General features: G+C 75.6%; 1 protein-coding gene (running past one end of the window). It reads right to left on the bottom strand.

Features of this window, described 5'->3' with window-relative positions:
- Positions 1-20559, bottom strand: partial view of a type I polyketide synthase gene (locus ACIQ7D_RS04445; protein ID WP_403933437.1) — the 5' portion only. 1098 nt of this gene lie to the left of the window's left edge; only the first 20559 of its 21657 coding nucleotides appear in the window; it begins with the start codon at positions 20557-20559; its stop codon lies beyond the left edge, outside the window.
- Between the last annotated feature and the right edge of the window lie 22 nt (positions 20560-20581).

The raw sequence follows: 20581 nt of genomic DNA, 5'->3' as shown, positions 1-20581 counted from the left end.
GCCGTCGGCGCCCCGGCGGCCGACGAGGAGCAGTTTGCGCACGCCGTGTCCGGTGACGAGGTGGCGGGCGATGTGCGAGCCGAGGGCGCCGTTCGCGCCGGTGATCAGGACGGTGCCCGCCGGGTCGAGGGGGCGGGGCACGGTGAGGACGACCTTGCCGATGTGCTTGGCCTGGGCGAGATGGCGGAACGCCTCCCGGGCGCGCCGGACGTCCCAGGTCCTGACGGGCAGCGGGGTCAGCGCGCCGGACGCGAACAGGCCGAGGACATCGGTGAGCATCTCCCGGATGCGGGCGGGTCCCGCCTCCATGAGGTCGAACGCCCGGTAGGCGACGCCGGGGTGGCCGGTGGTCACCGTGCCGGCGGTCCTGATCTCGGCCTTGCCCATCTCCAGGAAGCGGCCGCCCCGGGGCAGCAGGCGCAGTGAGGCGTCGATGAACTCGCCGGTGAGCGCGTTGAGGACGACGTCGACGCCGCGGCCTTGTGTGGCGGTCAGGAACTGGCCGGCGAAGTCGGTCGTACGGGAGGACGCGACGTGGTCGGCGGGCAGGCCCGCACCGGTGAGGGTGTCCCATTTGCCGGGGCTCGCCGTGCCGTACACCTCGGCGCCGAGGTGGCGGGCGAGTTGGACGGCGGCCATGCCGACCCCGCCGGCCGCGGCGTGGACGAGGACGGACTCGCCCTCCTTGAGGCCGGCGAGATCGGTGAGGGCGTAGTACGCGGTCAGGAACGCGACGGGGACCGAGGCCGCCTGTTCGAAGGACCAGTCCTCGGGCAGCCGCGCGACCATCCGGTGGTCGGTGACGGCGGTCGGTCCGAACGCGCCGGAGAAGATGCCCGCGACCCGGTCGCCGGGGGCCAGGTCGGCCACCCCGGCGCCGGTCGCGGTGACGACTCCGGCGCCCTCGATGCCGATGACCGCGGGGCCTGGATAGGCGCCCAGGGTGGTGAGGACGTCGCGGAAGTTGACGCCCGCCGCGCGGATCGCGACCCGGATCTCTTGGTCCTCCAGCGGTGCGGTGGCGGCCGGTTCCGCGACCAGACGCAGGTTGTCCGGGGTGCCCTGGACGGGGATGTCGAGCCGCCAGGCGGCGGTTGCGGCGGGGGGTAGGAGCGCGTCGTCCGAGGAGAGCCGGGTGAGCCGGGGCACGGTGACCGCCCCGGCCCGTACTGCCAGTTCGGGTTCGTCCAGTGCGGCGAGGGCCGGCAGCAGGCCGAGGCAGCCGGCCGGGTCGTCGGCGTCCACGAGGAGGAACCGGCCCGGGTGTTCGGCGCGCGCCGAACGCACCGCGCCCCAGACCGGCGCCTGGCCGAGGCCGTCACGCGTGTCGGTGCCGTCACGCGTGTCGGGACCGTCGAGCGCGTCGGGACCGTCGGGCCCGGCGGCGCCGCTGGTCAGGAAGGCGAGGCGGGATCCGGCGCACCGGGGGTCGGCGAGCCAGGCCTGAAGCAGTTCCACCGTACGGTGCACGGCGGTACGGGCCCGGTCGGCCGCCGTGCCGTCCGCCGGGGGCAGTTCCACGGCGACGAGGCCGGGGATGTGGTCCAGCGCGGCGAGGTCTGCGGGGCCGGCGATCCGTACGACAGGTGCGGTGTGCTCTTCGGCGGCCGACGCGGGCACGGGCACGGTCCCCAGCGGGGTCCACTCCACGGTGTGCAGCCCGTCGGTCCTGGCGGGAGCCGCGCCGAGCCCGGCGGGGACCGGGCGGAGTTTCAGCGACCGTACGGTGGCGACGCTCGCCCCTGCCGGGTCGGCGACGGCCAGGGAGACCGTGTCCGTCCCGGTGGCGGTGAGCCGGACGCGCAGCGCGGCGGCGCCGGAGGCGTGCAGGGTCACCCCGGACCAGGAGAACGGCATCCGTCCGACGCCGTCCTGACCGGCCCGGGAGAGCGCGACGGTGTGCAGCGCCGCGTCGAGCAGGGCGGGGTGCAGGCCGAACCGCGGGGCCTCGCCGGCCGCCCGGTGCTCCTCGGGGAGCGCGACCTCGGCGTAGACCTCGTCGCCCCGGCGCCACGCGGCGCGCAGTCCGCGGAAGACCGGTCCGTAGCCGAACCCGGCGTCGGCGACCGTACGGTAGAGGCCGTCGACCGGCACCGGTTCGGCGCCGGACGGCGGCCAGACCGTGAGGGTGTCCCCCGGTGCGGCGGGCCCCTGTGCGAGGACTCCGCCGGCGTGCCGGGTCCACTCGCCGACCGGGTCCGGGTCGTCGCCCACGGCCCGTCCGTACAGGGTCAGTTCGCGGCGCCCCGAGGCGTCCGGGCCGTCGACCCAGAGCTGGACCTGGACGGCGCCGCGCTCGGGCAGCACCAGCGGTGCCTCGATGGTGAGTTCTTCGACGGTGGCGGCGCCGACCTGGTCCCCGGCGTGCACCGCGAGTTCCACGAAGGCCGTGCCGGGCAGGACGATCGCACCGGCGACCCGGTGGTCGGCCAGCCAGGGGTGGCTGCGTACCGAGAGGGAGCCGGTGAAGAGCGCGCCCGGGCCGTGCGCGAGCGGCACCCCGGCGCCGAGCAGCGGATGTCCGGAGACGGTGAGCCCGGCGGAGCCGAGGCCCGCGGTGGGCGCGGGGCGCTCCATCCAGTACCGGGCGCGCTGGAAGGCGTACGACGGGAGGGCGACGCGGGCGGCGCCGGAACCGGCGTGGAAGGCGGCCCAGTCGGGGCTGACCCCGGCGACGTGCAGCCGGGCCAGCGCGTCGAGCGCTCCGTCCGTCTCCGGCCGGTCCCTGCGCAGAACGGGGAGGGCGCTCGCCTCGTCGCCGAGGGATTCCAGCACCATCGGGGTGAGCGCGCTGTCCGGGCCGATCTCGACGAAGACGGTGACGCCCAGGTCCCGCAGGGCTCCCACGGCGTCGTGGAAGCGGACGGCGTCGCGGGCGTGCCGGGTCCAGTACTCGGCCGTGCCCATCTCGTCGGTGACGCTCCGCCCGGTCAGGGCCGACACGACGGGGATACGGGGTGTGCCGTACGTCAGCCCGTCGGCGACCCGGCGGAACTCCGTCAGCATCCCGTCCATGTGCGGCGAGTGGAACGCGTGGCTGACCCGCAGCCGCCTGGTCCGTACCCCGGAGGCGGCGAGGAGTTCACCGATCCGGGTGACCGGGTCCTCGTCACCGGCGACGACCACGGAGGACGGCCCGTTGACAGCGGCGACCGTCACACGGCCCCCGTGCTCCGCCAGCAGGGGGAGGACGGCGGCTTCGGGGGCGTTCACGGCGAGCATCGCGCCGCCGCCGGGCAGCGCCTGCATGAGCCGTCCGCGCGCCGCCACCAGGGCGGCGGCGTCGGGCAGCGCCAGGACGCCCGCGATGTGCGCGGCGGCGATCTCACCGATGGAGTGGCCCGCCACGTACTCGGGGAGGATGCCCCAGTGCTCCATCAGCCGGTGGAGGGCCACCTCCAGGGCGAAGAGGGCGGGCTGGGTCAGCTCCGTGCGGTCGAGCGGGCCGCCGCCGTCCCCGGCGGGGGCGCGGAACAGGGCCGTACGCAGGGAGCCGCCGGGCCCGGGGGCGAGGAGCGGGTCGAGTTCCGCGCAGATCTCGTCGAGGGCGCGGGCGAAGACGGGGTACGCGTCGTACAGTTCGCGGCCCATGCCCGGGCGTTGCGAGCCCTGCCCGGAGAAGAGGAACGCGACGCTCTGTCCCGGCCTGGCGGCGCCGGTGACGACTCCGGCGGCGCTCCGGCCCTCGGCGAGCGCGTCGAGGCCGCCGCGCAGCGCGTCGGGCGAGCCGGCGAGCACCACGGCGCGCCGGTCGAGCGCGGAGCGGGTGGTGGCCAGCGAGAACGCGGTGTCCAGGAGCGAGTCGTCCGGGTGCGCGTCCAGATGGGCGCGCAGCCGCGCCGCCTGGGCGCGCAGGGCCGGTTCGGTCCTCCCGGACAGGACGACCGGCAGCGGCGGGGAGTCGGGCGCGGCGGGGCGTACGGGGCGGGGCGGGGCCGCCGGTCCCTGTTCGAGGATGACGTGGGCGTTCGTACCGCTGACGCCGAAGGACGACACCCCGGCGCGGCGCGGTCCGCCGTCCGCCGGCCACGGCCGTTCCTCGGTCAGCAGCGACACCGCGCCCGCCGACCAGTCGACCTGGGAGGTCGGCCGGTCCACATGGAGGGTCCTGGGCAGTGTCGCGTGCCGCATGGCCTGCACCATCTTCAGCACCCCGGCCATGCCCGCCGCGGCCTGGGTGTGGCCGAGGTTGGACTTGACGGAGCCGAGCCACAGCGGGCGGTCCCGGTCCTGTCCGTACGTGGCGAGCAGCGCCTGCGCCTCGATCGGGTCGCCGAGGGTGGTGCCGGTGCCGTGTGCCTCGACGGCGTCGATGTCGGACGGCGCGAGCCGGGCGCTCGCGAGGGCCTGGCGGATGACCCGCTGCTGGGCGGGGCCGTTGGGCGCGGTCAGTCCGTTGGAGGCGCCGTCCTGGTTGACGGCGGAGCCCCGGATCACCGCCAAGGCCGGATGGCCGTGGCGTTCGGCGTCGGAGAGCCGTTCCAGCACGACCAGCCCGGCCCCCTCGCCCCAGCCCGTACCGTCGGCGGAGTCGGCGAAGGCCTTGCACCGGCCGTCGGGGGCGAGGCCGCGCTGGCGGGAGAACTCCACGAACGCCGCCGGGGTCGACATCACCGACACCCCGCCGGCCAGCGCGAGCGAGCACTCGCCCAGGCGCAGCGCCTGGGCCGCCAAGTGCAGGGCGACCAGCGCGGAGGAGCAGGCCGTGTCCACGGTGACGGCCGGGCCCTCCAGACCGAAGGTGTAGGCGATACGGCCGGACACGACGCTGGCGGCGTTGCCCGCGAGCAGATAGCCCTCGGTGCCCTCGGGCGTGTCGCCGAGCCCGCCCGCGTAGTCCTGTCCGTTGGTGCCGACGAAGACCCCGGCCCGGCTGCCCCGCAGGGTGGCGGGGTCGATGCCCGCACCCTCGAACGCCTCCCAGGCCGTCTCCAGGAGCACCCGCTGCTGCGGGTCCATGGCCAGGGCCTCGCGCGGCGATATCCCGAAGAGGTCGGCGTCGAACTCGGGCGCGTCGTGGAGGAAGGCGCCGTGCCGGGTGTACGTCGTGCCGCGGTGGTCCGGGTCGGGGTGGTGGAGCGTGTCGAGGTCCCAGCCGCGGTCGTCCGGGAACTCGCCGACGGCGTCGCGCCCGGCGGCCAGCAGCTCCCACAGCTCGTCCGGGTTCTGTACGCCACCGGGGAAGCGGCAGCTCATGGCGACGATCACGATGGGGTCGGTGTCGGTCGCGGCGCCGGGCGCGGCCGCGTCGTCCGGGGCCGGCGCCGCGTCGGCGGCGCCGAAAAGCTCGCTCTCCAGGCGGTCCGCGAGCAGGGCCGCCGTCGGATGGTCGAAGACCAGGGTGGTCGGGAGTTTCAGTCCGGTGGCCGTGGCGAGCCGGTTGCGGAGCTCGACGGCGGTGAGGGAGTCGAAGCCGAGTTCGCGGAACGCCCGGTCCGCGTCGACGGATTCGGGGCCGCGGTGGCCGAGGACGACGGCGGCCTGGCTCCGTACGAGTGTCCGCAGGGTCCGGGCGCGCTGGGCGGCGCCCTGGTCCCGGAGCCGCCGGACGAGGTCGGGCGCCGCGTCCGGTGCCGTCCCCTCGGTGGCGGTCGCGGTGTCGGCGAGCCGGCCGAGCCAGGGGCGGGTACGGCCGGCGCCCGCGCCGGTGAAGCGGCGCCAGTCGATGTCGGCGATCATCACCGTCGTGTCGCCCCGGCTCAGGGCCCGTCCGAGGGCGTCGAGGGCGAGATCGGGTGCCATCGGCAGGACACCGCCCTGCTGGAGGCGCCGCTCCACCACGCCCGCGTCCATGGCGAGTCCGCTGTGTGCCCAGGCGCCCCAGGCCACGGAGGTGGCGGGGAGGCCGTCGGCGCGGCGCTGCTCGGCGAGGGCGTCGAGATGGGCGTTGGCGGCGGCGTAGTTGGCCTGTCCCGCGCTGCCCAGCACGCCGGCGGCCGAGGAGAAGAGGACGAACGCCGAGAGGTCGAGGCCGAGGTCGCGGGTCAGCTCGTCGAGGACGGTCGCGGCGGCCGTCTTGGGGCCGAACACCGTCTCCAGCCTGCCGGTGTCGAGACGGTCCAGTACGCCGTCGTCGAGTACTCCGGCGGTGTGGACGACGGCGGTCGGCGGATGTTCGGCCAGCAGGTGCCGCATCGCGTCCCGGTCGGCGGCGTCGCAGGCGGCGACGGTCACCTCGGCGCCCGACGCGCGGAGTTCGGCGGCGAGTTCGGCGGCGCCGGGGGCGTCGGCGCCGCGCCTGCTGGTGAGGACGAGGTGGTCCGCCCCGGACGCGGCCAGCCAGCGGGCGGCGCGGGCGCCGAGGGCGCCGGTGCCGCCGGTGACCAGGACGGTCCCGGACGGGCGCCAGGCCGCGTCGGGCTCCGTCGTGGGTGAAGCGGTCGCGGGCGGGGCGGGTGCGCGTGAGGTGATCGCGTCCGGCTCCGTCGCGGATGAGTCGGGCGCCGGGGAGGCGGGTGCGCGTGAGGTGGTCGCGGAGGGCGTCTCGGGTGCGCGGGTGAGGCGCCTGGCGTACACGCCGGAGGCGCGGATCGCGAGCTGGTCCTCGTCGTCGGTCCGGGTCAGCGCCCCGGCCAGCCGCTGGGCCGCGGGCCCTTCGGGCGTCTCCGGCAGGTCGACCAGGCCGCCCCAGCGTTCCGGGTGTTCCAGCGCGACGACCCGGCCGAGCCCCCAGATCTGCGCCTGCGGCACCCGCGCCGGCCGCTCGGGGCCGACCGCGACGGCGCCCCGGGTGAGCAGCCACAGCGGGGCGTCCACACCGGCGTCGCCGAGGGCCTGGACCAGGGTGAGGGTCGCGGCGGTCCCGGCGGGTACGGCGGATCCGGCCGGCCCGGCGCGTCCGTCCAGCGCCAGCAGGGAGACCACGCCCGTGATCCGGCCGCCGTGGGGCAGCCCGTCCCGTACCGCGCGCAGCCGGTCCGCGAGGGCGGCCCGGTCGTCGGCGTCCACCACGATCCGTACCGTGGGCCCGTCCAGCGCGTCGGCCCACCCGTCCCCCTCGCCGGTGGCGGGCAGCAGGACCAGCCGGGTGCCGGCGGCCGGGTGGCGGGTGGCGGCGACGGGCTGCCAGGTGATCCGGTAGCGCCAGCCGTCCGTACGGGAGCGCCGCTGGTGCCCGCGCCGCCAGGAGGAGAGCGCGGGCAGTACGGCGCTGAGAGGTTCGTCCCCGGTGAGTGCGAGGACGCCGGTCAGTTCGGCCAGGTCCTCGCGCTCGACGGCGGCCCAGAACGCCTGGTCCGCCGCGTCCCGTGGGGCGGTGGCGGGCCGTCCACCGGACTCCAGCCAGTAGCGCTCGCGCTGGAAGGCGTAGGTCGGCAGGGCGACACGGCGCGCGCCGGGGAACGCGGGCGTCCAGTCGACGGCCAGCCCGCGGACATGCCCTTCCGCGAGCGACCTCAGGAAGCGGTCGGGGCCGCCGTCGTCGCGGCGCAGCGAACCCAGGGCGACGGCGGTCGAGTCGAGGGCGTCGAGCGTCTCGCGGACGCCGACGGTCAGGACCGGATGGCCGCTCGTCTCGACGAAGAAGTCGAAGCCCAGTGTGGCGAGTTCCCGTACGGCGTCCTCGAAGCGGACCGGTTCGCGCAGATTGCGGTACCAGTAGGCGGCGTCGAGGCGGGTGCCGTCGAGCCATCCTGCGGTGACCGTCGAGAAGAACGGCACCGTCGCCTCCGTCGGGGCGACATCGGCCAGTGCGGTGAGGAGTTCGGTCTGGACCGCCTCGACGTGTGCGGTGTGCGAGGCGTAGTCGACGGGGATCCGCCGGGCCCGCCGGCCGCTGTTCTCGACGGCGGTCCGCAGTTCCTCCAGGGCGGCCGGCTCCCCCGCCACGACGACGGAGCGGGGGCCGTTGACCGCGGCGAGGGTGATCCTGCCTTCCCAGCGGGCGAGTTGGTCCTCGGCCTCGGCGACGGAGAGGGCCAGCGACACCATTGCGCCGTGGCCGGCCAGCGTCGCGGCGATGGCCCGGCTGCGCAGTGTGACGATCCGCGCGGCGTCGGCCAGGGAGAGGGCTCCGGCGACGCAGGCGGCGGCGATCTCCCCCTGGCTGTGCCCGAGCACGGCGGCCGGCTCCACACCGTACGAACGCCACAGCTCCGCCAGCGACACCATCACCGCGAACAACGCCGGCTGCACCACATCCACCCGCTCCAACGCCCCCGCGTCACCCAGCACTTCGGCGAGCGACCAGTCCGTATACGGCGCCAACACCTCGGCGCACCGCGCCATCCACGACGCGAACACCGGCGAGGAGTCCATCAACTCGGCTGCCATGCCGACCCATTGGGAGCCCTGGCCGGGGAAGACGAAGACGGTACGGCCGCGCAGGTCCGCGACGCCCTCGACGATGTCGGTCCCGGGCTCGCCGTGTGCGAGGGCGTCCGTTCCCGTGAGCAGCGCGGGGCCGTCCGCGCCGATGACCACGGCCCGGTGCGCGAACCGGGTACGGGTGGCCGCGAGCGACAGGCCGACATCGGCCGGCGCCTGGTCCGTCACCCGCGCGGTCAGCCGTCCGGCCTGGGCGCGCAGCGCCTCGGCGGTCCTGGCCGACAGCACCCACGGGACCGCGCCGGGGGCCGGGCCGTCCTGACGGTCGGGTACGGGCGCCGCGGGGGCCTGTTCGAGGATGGCGTGCGCGTTGGTGCCGCTCACCCCGAACGAGGAGACCCCCGCCCGGCGGGGCCGTCCTGTCGCGGGCCACGGCTGGGCCTCGGTCAGCAGCCGTACCGCGCCCGCCGTCCAGTCGATGTGCGGGCTCGGTGCGTCCACGTGCAGGGTGCGGGGCAGCAGGCCGTGCCGCAGCGCCTGCACCATCTTGATGACGCCCGCGACCCCGGCGGCGGCCTGGGTGTGCCCGATGTTCGACTTCAACGAGCCGAGCCAGAGCGGGTGTTCACGGCTCTGCCCGTACGTCGCCAGCACGGCCTCCGCCTCGATCGGGTCGCCCAGCGTGGTCCCCGTACCGTGCCCCTCGACCACGTCCACATCGGCGGAGGAGAGCCCGGCGCCCGCCAGTGCCTGGCGGATCACCCGCTGCTGAGCGGGGCCGTTGGGCGCGGAGAGGCCGTTGGAGGCGCCGTCCTGGTTGATCGCGGTGGACCGGACTACCGCGAGGACGTCGTGGCCGTTGCGCCGGGCGTCGGAGAGCCGTTCCAGAAGGAGCATCCCGGCGCCCTCGCCCCAGCCGGTGCCGTCCGCGCCCGCCGCGAAGGACTTGCAGCGTCCGTCTGCGGCCAGCCCGCGCTGCCGCGAGAACTCGACGAAGGTGCCGGGTGTCGACATCACCGTGGCGCCGCCCGCGAGGGCCATGGTGCAGTCGCCACCGCGCAGCGCCTGTGCGGCGAGGTGCAGGGTGACCAGGGAGGAGGAGCAGGCGGTGTCGACGGTGACCGCCGGACCTTCGAGGCCGAGGGTGTAGGAGACGCGGCCGGAGGCCACACTGCCCGCCGTGCCGCCGCCGAGATATCCCTCGACGTCCTCGGGTACGGCGTCCGCCCCGGCGCCGTAGTCGTGGTACATGACGCCGACGAACACACCGGTCCTGGTGGAGCGCGCGGTCGCCGGATCGATCCCGGCCCGCTCGAACGCCTGCCAGGAGGTCTCCAGCAGCAGCCGCTGCTGCGGGTCCATGGCCAGGGCCTCGCGCGGGGAGATCCCGAAGAACGCCGGGTCGAACTCGGCGGCGTCGTAGAGGAATCCGCCCTGGCGGGTGGAGAAGGTACCGGGACGGGAGAGGTCGGGGTCGTAGAGCCCGTCGACGTCCCAGCCCCGGTCGCCGGGCATCGCGGCGATCGCGTCGCCCCCGGACGCCACCAGCTCCCACAGGTCCTCGGGCGAGCGCACCCCGCCGGGGTAGCGGCAGGCCATCCCGACGATCGCGATCGGGTCGTCGGACGGTACGGCGCTCCCGGTGGCCGGTGCGGCCGGGGCCGGGGACGTGCCGGTGAGCCGGGTGCGCAGGGTGGCGGCGAGCGCGGCCGGGGTGGGGTGGTCGAAGACGAGCGTGGCGGGCAGCCGCAACCCGGTGGCCTCGGCGAGCTGGTTGCGCAGTGCCACGGCGGTGAGCGAGTCGAAGCCGAGGTCACGGGTGGCGGTGTCCGGGTCGATCGCCTCCGGCCCCGGGTGGCCGAGTACGGCCGCGGCGTGGCCCCTTACCAGGGCGAGGAGTTCGTGGCCCTGCTGCTCGACGGGGAGTGCGGCGAGCCGGCGGGCGAGGTCGGAGCCGTCGGTGGGGGCCGTGTCCGCGGTGGGGCGTGTGGTGGTCCTGAGGAGTCCGCGCAGCAGCGCGGGGACGGGTGCGGCGGAGGCGCGCAGCCGGGCGGGATCGAGCCGCAGCGGCAGGAGCAGGGCATCGCCGGCGCCGGTGGGCGAACCCGTACCGGACGCCGGCGGCTCCGTACGGGCCGTCGCCGCGTCGAAGAGACGCAGCCCCTCCGCCGACGAGAGGGGGAGGGCTCCGGTGGCCCGCTGCCGGGCGAGGTCGTCGGCGCCGAGATGGCCGGTCATCGCGCTGGACTGCTCCCACAGACCCCAGGCGAGCGACACGGCGGGCTGTCCGTCCGCCCTGCGGTGCTGGGCGAGCGCGTCGAGGAAGGCGTTGCCCGCCGCGTAGTTGCCCTGTCCCGGGGCGCCGAACGCGGCGGCGGCCGAGGAGAACAGGACGAACGCGTCGAGATCCCGGGTGAGTTCATGGAGGTTGAGCGCGGCGTCGGCCTTGGGCCGCAGGACGGTGTCGACGCGTTCGGGGGTGAGCGCGCCGATGACCCCGTCGTCCAGCACTCCGGCGGTGTGTACGACGGAGGTGATCCGGTGGTCTGCCAGCAGGGCCGCCAGCGCGTCCCGGTCGGCGGCGTCGCAGGCCGCGACGGTCACCTCGGCACCCAACCCCCTCATTTCCACCAGGAGTTCGGCGGCGCCCGGGGAGTCGGGACCGCGCCTGCTGGTCAGCAGGAGACGGCGGACCCCGTGCACCGAGGCGAGATGGCGGGCGACCAGTCCGCCCAGCACACCGGTACCACCGGTGATCAGCACCGTTCCGTCCGGATCCCACGGCCCGGCGGGCGCGGGCGCGGCCAGGGGTGCGCGGTCCAGCCGTGGTACGCGCAACTCCTCCCCGCGTACGGCGACTTGGGGCTCACCGGTGGCCACCGCGGCGTACAGCGGGGCCGCCGGGCCCGCCACGGTGTCCAGGTCGACCAGGACGATCCGTCCGGGGTGCTCCGACTGCGCCGAGCGCAGCAGCCCGCGCGCGGCCGCCGCGGCCAGGTCCGGCACGTCCTCGTCGCCGGTCGTCGCGACCGCGCCCCGGGTCACCACGACCAGAGGCGATCCGTCGAAGCGTTCGTCGCCGGTCCACGCCCGGGCCAGGGCCAGCGCCTCGTGTGTGGCGGTGTGGACGGCGTCCGCCCCCGGCCCGCCCGACAGGGTGGCGAAGACCGGTCCGTTCCCGGGGCGGGCGGCGGCGAGGGCGTCCAGGTCGGGGTACGCGGGCAGCCCGAGGCCGAGGACGTCCTCGCCCAGGACCGCCCCGCCCGTACCGGATACGGCACCGGCCGGTTCCGGGGCGAGGGGCTGCCAGAGGATCCGGTAGAGCGGGCCGTGCGCCGCGAGTCCGGCGACGGAGACCGGCCGGGAGGCCAGACCGGCCACGGTCACCACCGGCGCGCCCGTCCCGTCGGCGGCCTCGACCCGGCCTCCCGGGGCGAGCCTGACCCGTAGCGCGCTCGCGCCCGTCGAGTGGAGCGCCACCCCGGTCCACGCGAAGGGCAGCACCACCTGTCCGTCGGGCGTGCCGCCGTCCAGGACGTCGGTCAGGAACGGGTGGAGCGCCGCGTCCAGCAGGGCGGGATGCATCCCGAACAGCCCTGCCTCGTCGCGCTGTTCGGGGGCGAGTCGTACCTCGGCGAACAGGTCGTCGCCGCGCCGCCAGAGCGCGTGGACGCCCTGGAAGGCGGGGCCGTACCGCAGTCCGATGCCGGGCAGCCGGTCGTAGAGGCCGTCGACGGCGACGGGGGTGGCGCCGGGCGGCGGCCAGGCGGTGAAGTCCGTGGCGCCGGGGCCTGTTTCCGGTGCGGCGGCCGTCGGTTCGAGTACGCCGGTGGCATGCCGGGTCCAGGGCTCGTCGTCGTCCTGCCGGGAGCCTGCGGTGACCGGCCGCCTGCCGTGCTCGTCCGGCTCCCCCACGGTGAGCTGAAGGCGTACGGTGCCCCGTGCGGGCAGGATCAGCGGTGCCTGGAGGGTGAGTTCGGCGAGTCCGGCGCAGCCGACCTGGTCCCCGGCGCGCAGGGCCAGCTCCACGAAGGCCGTACCGGGCAGGAGGACGGTGTCCCCCACGGCGTGGTCGGCCAGCCAGGGGTGGGTCGCCAGTGACAGCGCGCCGACGAGGAGGACGCCGTCGCCCTCGGACATCGGGACCCCGGCGCCGAACAGCGGATGGCCGCTCGCGTTCAGCCCCAGCGTGGTGAGGTCGCCGCGCCGTCCGGTGTGCGGGGCGGGCCAGTACCGCTCGGTCTGGAACGGGTACGTCGGCAGCGGGACGCGGCGCGCGCCCAGCCCGGCGAAGAGGCTCTCCGCGTCCAGCCGCTGGCCCCCGGCGTACGCTTCGGCGAGCGAGAGCAGCATACGGTCGGGGCCGCCGTCGTCGCGCCGCAGCGAGCCGAGGACCTGCCCGTCGGCGCCGAGGTCCTCCAGGGTCTCGCGGATCCCCACGGCGAGGACGGGGTGCGGCCCCATCTCGATGAAGCGGTGGTGGCCGCCGCCGGCGAGGGCGCGGGTGGCCTCGTCGAACCGTACGGTCTCGCGGAGGTTGCGGTACCAGTAGGCGGGGCCGAGTTCGGTGGTGTCGAGAAGGCCGCCGGTGACGGCCGAGTAGAAGGCGACCCGGCCGGGGCGCGGCGCGATGCCGTCGAGGACGGTGCGCAGTTCCTCCCGTACGGCTTCGACGTGTGCGGAGTGGGAGGCGTAGTCGACGGGGACGCGGCGGGCGCGGATACCGTCGGCCTCGCAGGAGGCCAGCAGCGCTTCGAGGGCCTGGTCGTCGCCCGCCACCACGAGCGAGCGCGGTCCGTTGACCGCGGCGACCGACAGGCCGTCCCAGCGGGCGAGGCGCCCGGCCGCCTCGGCGGCGGACAGGGACAGCGACACCATGCCGCCGTGTCCGGAGAGTTCCAGGATCGCCCGGCTGCGCAGGGCGACGACCTTGGCGGCGTCGGGCAGGGTGAGTCCGCCCGCGACGCAGGCGGCGGCGATCTCGCCCTGGGAGTGCCCGACGACGGCGGCGGGCTCCACACCGTAACCGCGCCACAGTGCGGCGAGCGAGACCATCACGGCGAACAGTGCCGGCTGGACGACGTCCACGCGCCGCAGCGCCTCCGCATCGCCCAGGACGTCCCACAGCGACCACTCCACATGGGGTGCGAGGGCGGCGGCGCACTCCTCCATCCGGGCCCGGAACACCGGGTGTTCGAGGAGGCCGGTGGCCATGCCTGGCCACTGGGAGCCCTGGCCGGGAAAGACGAAGACCGTCCTGGCGGTGGGGCGGGTGGTGCCCCGTACGATCCGGGCCGAGACGGTGTCGGCCGCCAACTCGTCGAGCAGGGTGCGGAATTCGGCGTGGTCATGGCCGACGAGGACGGCCCGGTGGTCGAGGGCGGCCCGGGTGGTCGCCAGGGAGAGTCCGACATCGGCGACGGAGGGAAGAAAGGCGCCGGAGGTCTCCGGGTGGTCGTCCAGGTGCCGGGCGAGCCGGGCGGCCTGTTCCCGCAGGGCCCGCGGGGTCTTCGCGGAGAGGATCCACGGCACCGGCGCCGTCAGCGCGGGCAGCGCTTCGCGGGCCCTGGGCGGGGCGGCCGGGCGCGGGGCCTCTTCGAGGAGGGTGTGCGCGTTGGTGCCGCTCACCCCGAACGAGGAGACACCGGCGCGGCGCGGCCGTCCCGTCCCGGGCCACGGCCGGTTCTCATGGAGCAGCGAGACGGCGCCCGCCGACCAGTCCACGTGCGGTGACGGCTCGTCCGCGTGCAGGGTTCGGGGCAGGACGCCGTGCCGGATGGCCTGCACCATCTTGATGATGCCGCCGACGCCCGCGGCGGCCTGGGTGTGCCCGATGTTGGACTTCAGCGAGCCCAGCCACAGCGGGCGGTCCCGGTCCTGTCCGTATGTGGCGAGGAGGGCCTGCGCCTCGATCGGGTCGCCCAGCGTCGTCCCCGTACCGTGTCCTTCGACGGCTTCGATGTCGGCCGGGTCGAGCCCGGCGTTGGCGAGGGCCTGGCGGATGACGCGCTGCTGGGCGGGGCCGTTGGGGGCGGTCAGTCCGTTGGACGCGCCGTCCTGGTTGACGGCGGAGCCCCGGACCACGGCCAGGACCTCATGGCCGTTGCGTTCGGCGTCCGAGAGCCGTTCCAGCAGAAGCAGACCGACCCCCTCCGACCAGCCGGTACCGTCCGCACCCGCACCGTACGCCTTGCACCGGCCGTCCGGCGCGAGACCCCGCTGCCGGGAGAACTCGACGAAGGTGGTGGGCGTGGACATGACGGTGACACCGCCCGCGAGCGCCAGTGTGCACTCGCCCTGCCGCAGCGACTGGGCGGCGAGGTGGACGGCGACCAGCGAGGAGGAGCACGCCGTGTCGACGGTGACGGCGGGGCCTTCGAGGCCGAAGGTGTACGAGAGGCGCCCGGAGGCCACACTGGCGGCGCTGCCGCTGGCGATGTGCCCTTCCAGGCTCTCCGCCAGGCACTCCGCGTAGTCGTTGTACATGACGCCGACGAAGACACCGGCCGGGGTCCCCTTCACCGTCGCCGGGTCGATTCCGGCGCGCTCGAACACCTCCCAGGCTGTCTCCAGCAGCAGCCGCTGCTGCGGGTCGGTGGCCAGCGCCTCGCGGGGGCTCATCCCGAAGAATGCCGGGTCGAACAGGCTCGCGTCCCGCAGGAATCCGCCGTGCCGGGTGTACGAGGTGCCCGGCCGGTCGGGGTCGGTGTCGTAGAGCGCGTCCACGTCCCAGCCCCGGTCGTCGGGGAAGGCGGAGATGGCGTCGACGCCGCCGGTGACGAGGGACCACAGCTCCTCGGGCGAGCGCACCCCGCCGGGGAGGCGGCAGCCCATCGCGACGATGGCGATCGGCTCCTGGTCGGTACGGGCGCGTACCTGGGCGGCCGGTGCGGCGGCGCCCGGTTCGCCGGTCCCGGCGAGTTCCGCGGTGAGCCGTTCGGCGAGCACCAGCGGGGTGGGCGAGTCGAACAGGAGGGTGGCGGGCAGCCGGAGCCCGGTCCGCGTGTGCAGCGCGTTGCGCAGCTCGACGGCGGTCAGCGAGTCGAAGCCGAGGTCCTTGAACGCCTTGTCGGCCTCGATGGTCCCCGGATCGGCGTACCCGAGCACGAGGGCGACCTGGGTACGGACGAGGGTGAGCAGTTCGGCCGCGCGGTCGGCCGGGTCGAGCGCGGCCAGTCGCCGCGCCAGTGCCGTGCCGCCGACATCCCCGGTCCCGCCCGCGGCGCCGCGCCGGCGGGCCGGGCGGACCAGGCCGCGCAGGAGTTCGGGCACGGGCTCGCCGGAGTTCCGTACGGCGGCGGTGTCCAGCAGCATCGGGACGAGCAGCGGCCGGCCGGACGCCGTCGCCAGGTCGAACAGGCCGAGTCCGCGCTCCGCGCCGAGCGGCAGCACCCCGCCGCGCGCCATCCGCCGGGTGTCGGTCGCGTCCAGGGCGCCGGTCATGCCGTGGTCGGCGGCCCAGGCACCCCACGCGAGGGAGAGCGCGGGCAGGCCCTGTGCGGTACGGGACTGGGCGAGGGCGTCGAGAAAGGCGTTGGCGGCGGCGTAGTTGGCCTGTCCCGCGCCGCCGAGCAGACCGGAGGCCGAGGAGAAGAGGACGAACGCGTCGAGGTCCTGGGTGAGTTCGTGCAGATGGATGGCGGCGTCCACCTTGGGCCGCAGGACGGCGTCGACGCGCTCGGGGGTCAGTGAGCCGATGACCCCGTCGTCCAGGACGCCCGCCGCGTGCACGACGGCGTTCGGCGGATGCGCGGCCAGCAGTGCGGCCAGGGCGTCCCGGTCGGCGGCGTCGCAGGCCGCGACGGTCACCTCGGCGCCCAACGCCTCTAGTTCGGCGGTGAGTTCGGCCGCGCCGGGGGCGTCGGGGCCACGCCTGCCGGCGAGGACGAGGCGACGCACCCCGTGCTCGGTGACGAGATGGCGGGCGACCAGGCCCCCGAGTCCGCCCGTACCGCCGGTGATCAGTACGGTTCCGGACGGTGACCAGGGCGCGGAAGGCGCCGTGCCACCGGGGGCGGCGCCCGCCCGTACGAGCCGGGGCACCCTGATCCGCCCCTCGGCCACGCCGAGTTGGGGATGCCCGGTGGCCAGTGCCGCGCCGACGCCTTCGGGGGTGATCTCGTCCAGGTCGAGCAGGACGAACCGGCCGGGGTGCTCCGACTGGGCGGCGCGGACGAGGCCCGGGACCGGCGCGTTGGCCAGATCGCCGGTGAGCGCGCCACGGGTGAGGAAGACCAGCCGGGACGCGGTGAACCGGTCGTCGGCCAGCCACTCCTGTACGAGGGCGAGCGCCCGGTGGGTGGTGGCGTGGGCGGCGCCCGATAGATCCGTGCCGGGCCCGGCCGGGGTGAGGAACGGCGCGAGGACGGTGTCCGGCACGGTGTCCAGCTCCGCGAGCGAGGCGCGGACGCCCACGGCGGAACCAGGGCGGGTGCCAAGGCCGGACCCGAGGCCCAGGTCGTTGTCGCCGAGCACCACCAGGCTTCCGGGTTCCGTCGTACCGGCGGCCGGTGCCCCGGCCATGGCGGCTTCGGCGGGCGGGAGTTCGGTGGGCGGCAGTTCGGTCCAGTCGAGCCGGAACAGCGCGTCGTCGCCCGCGCCCGCCGCCGTGAGCGCGTCGGTATCGGCGGCCCGTACGGTCAGCGCGTCGACCGACGCGACGGCGCGCCCCTCGTCGTCCGTCACCAGCACGGCGAGCGCGTCGCCGTCCGCCGGGGCGACCCGGACACGCAGCGCGGTCGCGCCCGACGCGTACAGCGACACGCCGCTCCAGGAGAACGGCAGCAGCCGCTCTCCCCCGTCACCGAGGGTCCGTACGGCGGTGGCGTGCAGGGCGGCGTCGAGCAGCGCCGGGTGGAGGCCGAACTCCGCCGCGTCCCGCTGCCCCACCGGATCCAGCGCGACCTCGGCGAAGACCTCGTCGCCACGGGTCCAGGCCGCGCGCAGCCCCTGGAAGGCGGGCCCATATCCGTAACCCTGTTCGGCCAGGCGCTCGTAGACCCCGTCGACGGGCAGCACGGTCGCGCCCTCGGGCGGCCAGACCGTGAGCCCTCCCGGCGGCGGCGTGGCGGTGGACGGGGCGAGGAATCCGCTCGCGTGCAGCGTCCACGGCTCGTCCTCGCCGTGCCCCTCGGGGCGGGAGTGCAGGGTCACGGTGCGCCGGCCCGCCGGGTCGGGCGCGCCCACCGCGATCTGGAGGCGTACGCCGTCACGCGCGGGCAGGACGAGCGGGGCGAGCAGGGTGAGTTCGTCGACGCGGTCGCATCCCGCCTCGTCCCCGGCGCGTACGGCCAGTTCCACGAAGGCGGTGCCGGGCAGGAGGACGGTGCCGTCGACGGCGTGGTCGGCGAGCCAGCGGTGGGTCGCGGTGGCGAGCCGCCCGGTGAACAGCAGCCCGTCGTCCGCGCCGAGGGTGGTGACGGCGCCGAGCAGCGGGTGCCGCGCCGAGCCGAGCCCGAGGGCGCTCGCCCGGCCGGGCGCGGACGTGACGGGGTCGAGCCAGTACCGCTCGCGCTGGAAGGCGTAGGTGGGCAGCCCGGCCGGGCGCGGTTCGGTGCCGGTGAAGTACGCGGGCCACGCCACCGGTACGCCGTGCGCCCACAGCCCGGTCAGCGCGGCGGTGGCGGAAAGCTCCTCGGCGCGGTCCTTGCGCAGTACGGGCAGGACCACGGGGGCGGCGCCCGCCGCCAGGCCGGAGAGGGTCGCGTCCGGGCCCAGTTCGACGAGCGCGGTGGCGCCGAGGGAGGCCAGTTCGGTGACGGCGTCCGCGAACCGTACGGCGTCCCGCGCGTGGCGGACCCAGTAGGCGGGGGTGGCCAGCTCCTCGGTCACGACCCGGCCGGTGACCGTGGAGACGAAGGTGAGCGCGGGCGGGGCGAACGACAGGCCGTCGACGACGGCCGCGAACTCGGCGAGCATCGGCTCCATCAGCGGGGAGTGGAAGGCGTGGCTCACCCGCAGCCTCTTGGTCCGGACGCCTCGCTCCTCGAAGTGCGCCGCGATCTCCCGTACGGCGCTCCCGTCGCCGGAGACAACCGTGGACGCCGGGGTGTTGACGGCGGCGACGGAGGCGCGTGCACGGGTGGGCGGGCCGGTGGGCGGGCCGGTCGGCGGGCCGGTGAACGCGTCGATGGCGGGGAGGACTTCGGCCTCCGGGGCCTCGATCGCCACCATCGCGCCGCCCTCGGGCAGGCCACGCATCAGCCGGCCCCGGGCGGTCACCAGCAGCGCGGCGTCGTCGAGGGTCAGCACTCCGGCGATATGCGCGGCGGCGATCTCCCCGACCGAGTGCCCGGCGACCGCGTCGGGCCGGATGCCCCAGGACTCCAGCAGCCGGAAGAGCGCCACCTCCAGGGCGAACAGGGCGGGCTGTGCGTGGTCGGTGGAGTCCAGGGCCGGCGCGTCACCGTCGATGATCTCGCGCAGCGGCCGGTCGAGATACGGATCGAGGGCGGCGTGGACCGTGTCGAGCGCGGCGGCGAACACCGGGAAACGCGCGGTGAGTTCACGGCCCATGCCGACGCGTTGGGAGCCCTGGCCCGCGAAGAGGAACGCGACCTTGGGGCCGGTGTCGGCCACGGTGGTGGCCGCCGATCCGTCGGCGATGGACCGCAGCGCGGCGAGCAGCCCGGCGCGGTCCCCGGCGACGGCCGTGGCACGGTGCTCCAGCGCGGACCGGGTCGCGGCCAGGGAGAAGGCGATGTCGGTGTCGGCGGTGTCGGTGTCGGTGTCGGTGTCGGTGTCGGTGTCGGTGTCGGCAGCGTCGGTGTCCGTGTCGGTGGTGTCGTGGCCGGGGCGCGCGTCCAGGAAGGCCAGCAGGTTCCCGGCCTGGGCCCGCAGCGCCGGCGCGCTCCTCGCCGAGAGCACCCAGGGCGTCGCGCCCGGCGCCCGCCCCGGCGCCCGGGGGGCCTCCTGGCGCGCGGGCGGCTCCTCCAGGATGACATGCGCGTTCGTACCGCTGATCCCGAAGGAGGAGACACCGGCCCTGCGGACGCCTCCGGCGGCGGGGTCCCACGGCCGGGGTTCGGTGAGCAGTTCCACCGCGCCGGCCGACCAGTCCACCCGGAGCGAGGGCTTGTCCGCGTGCAGGGTTTTGGGCAGGGTGCCGTGGCGCATCGCCTGGACCATCTTGATGACGCCGCCGACCCCTGCCGCGGCCTGGGTGTGCCCGATGTTGGACTTCAGCGAGCCCAGCCACAGCGGGCGGTCCCGGTGCTGCCCGTACGTCGCGAGGAGGGCCTGCGCCTCGATTGGGTCGCCCAGCGTCGTCCCCGTACCGTGTGCCTCGACGGCGTCGACCTCGGACGGGGCGAGCCCGGCGGCGGACAGCGCCTCCCGGATGACCCGCTGCTGGGCGGGGCCGTTGGGGGCGGTCAGTCCGTTCGACGCGCCGTCCTGGTTGACGGCGGAGCCCCGGACGACCGCCAACACCCGGTGGCCATTGCGTTCGGCGTCCGAGAGCCGTTCCAGCAGCAGGACGCCGATGCCGTCGCTGAACCCGGTCCCGTCGGCGCCCGCGCCGAACGCCTTGCACCGGCCGTCGGGGGCCAGTCCGCGCTCCCGGCTGAACCGGGTGAAGGCGTTGGGGGTGGCCATCACGGTGGCCCCGCCCGCGAGGGCGAGGGAGCACTCCCCCGTACGCAGTGAGTGCGCGGCGAGGTGCAGGGCGACCAGCGACGACGAGCACGCCGTGTCGACGGTGACCGCGGGCCCCTCGAAGCCGAAGGTGTACGCGACGCGGCCGGACATCACACTGACGGCGTTGCCGGTCATGAGGTGTCCCTCGGAGACCTCGGTGGAGATGTTCAGGCCCAGCGCGTAGTCCTGGTGGCTGATCCCGGTGAAGACACCGGTCCTGCTGGCGCGCAGCGCGGCCGGGTCGATGCCCGCCCGTTCCAGGACCTCCCACGAGGTCTCCAGCAGCAGCCGCTGCTGGGGGTCCATGGCCAGCGCCTCGCGCGGCGAGATACCGAAGAACGGTGCGTCGAAGTCGGCGGCGCCGGTGACGAAGCCGCCCTCCCTGCCGTATGAGGTGCCGGGCGTGTCGGGGTCCGGGTCGTACAGTCCGTCGAGGTCCCAGCCGCGGTCGTCGGGGAACGGCGAGACGGCGTCGGTGCCCGCCGCCACCAGCTCCCACAGTTCCTCGGGGGAGCGCACTCCGCCGGGGTAGCGGCAGGCCATCGAGACGATGGCGACGGGCTCCGGCGACTCCAGTTCACGGACCCGGCGACGGGCTTGCTGAAGATCGCTGGTGGCCTTCTTGAGATACGCGAAGAGTTCTTGTTCGGTCGCCACGGTGTCTCCTAGCGAGTGGGGG

Source organism: Streptomyces sp. NPDC096310 (genome assembly GCF_044763125.1).
GTDB lineage: Bacteria > Actinomycetota > Actinomycetes > Streptomycetales > Streptomycetaceae > Streptomyces.
The sequence above is the reverse complement of the archived record's forward strand: the minus strand, read 5'-3'. Positions and strand labels throughout refer to the sequence as shown.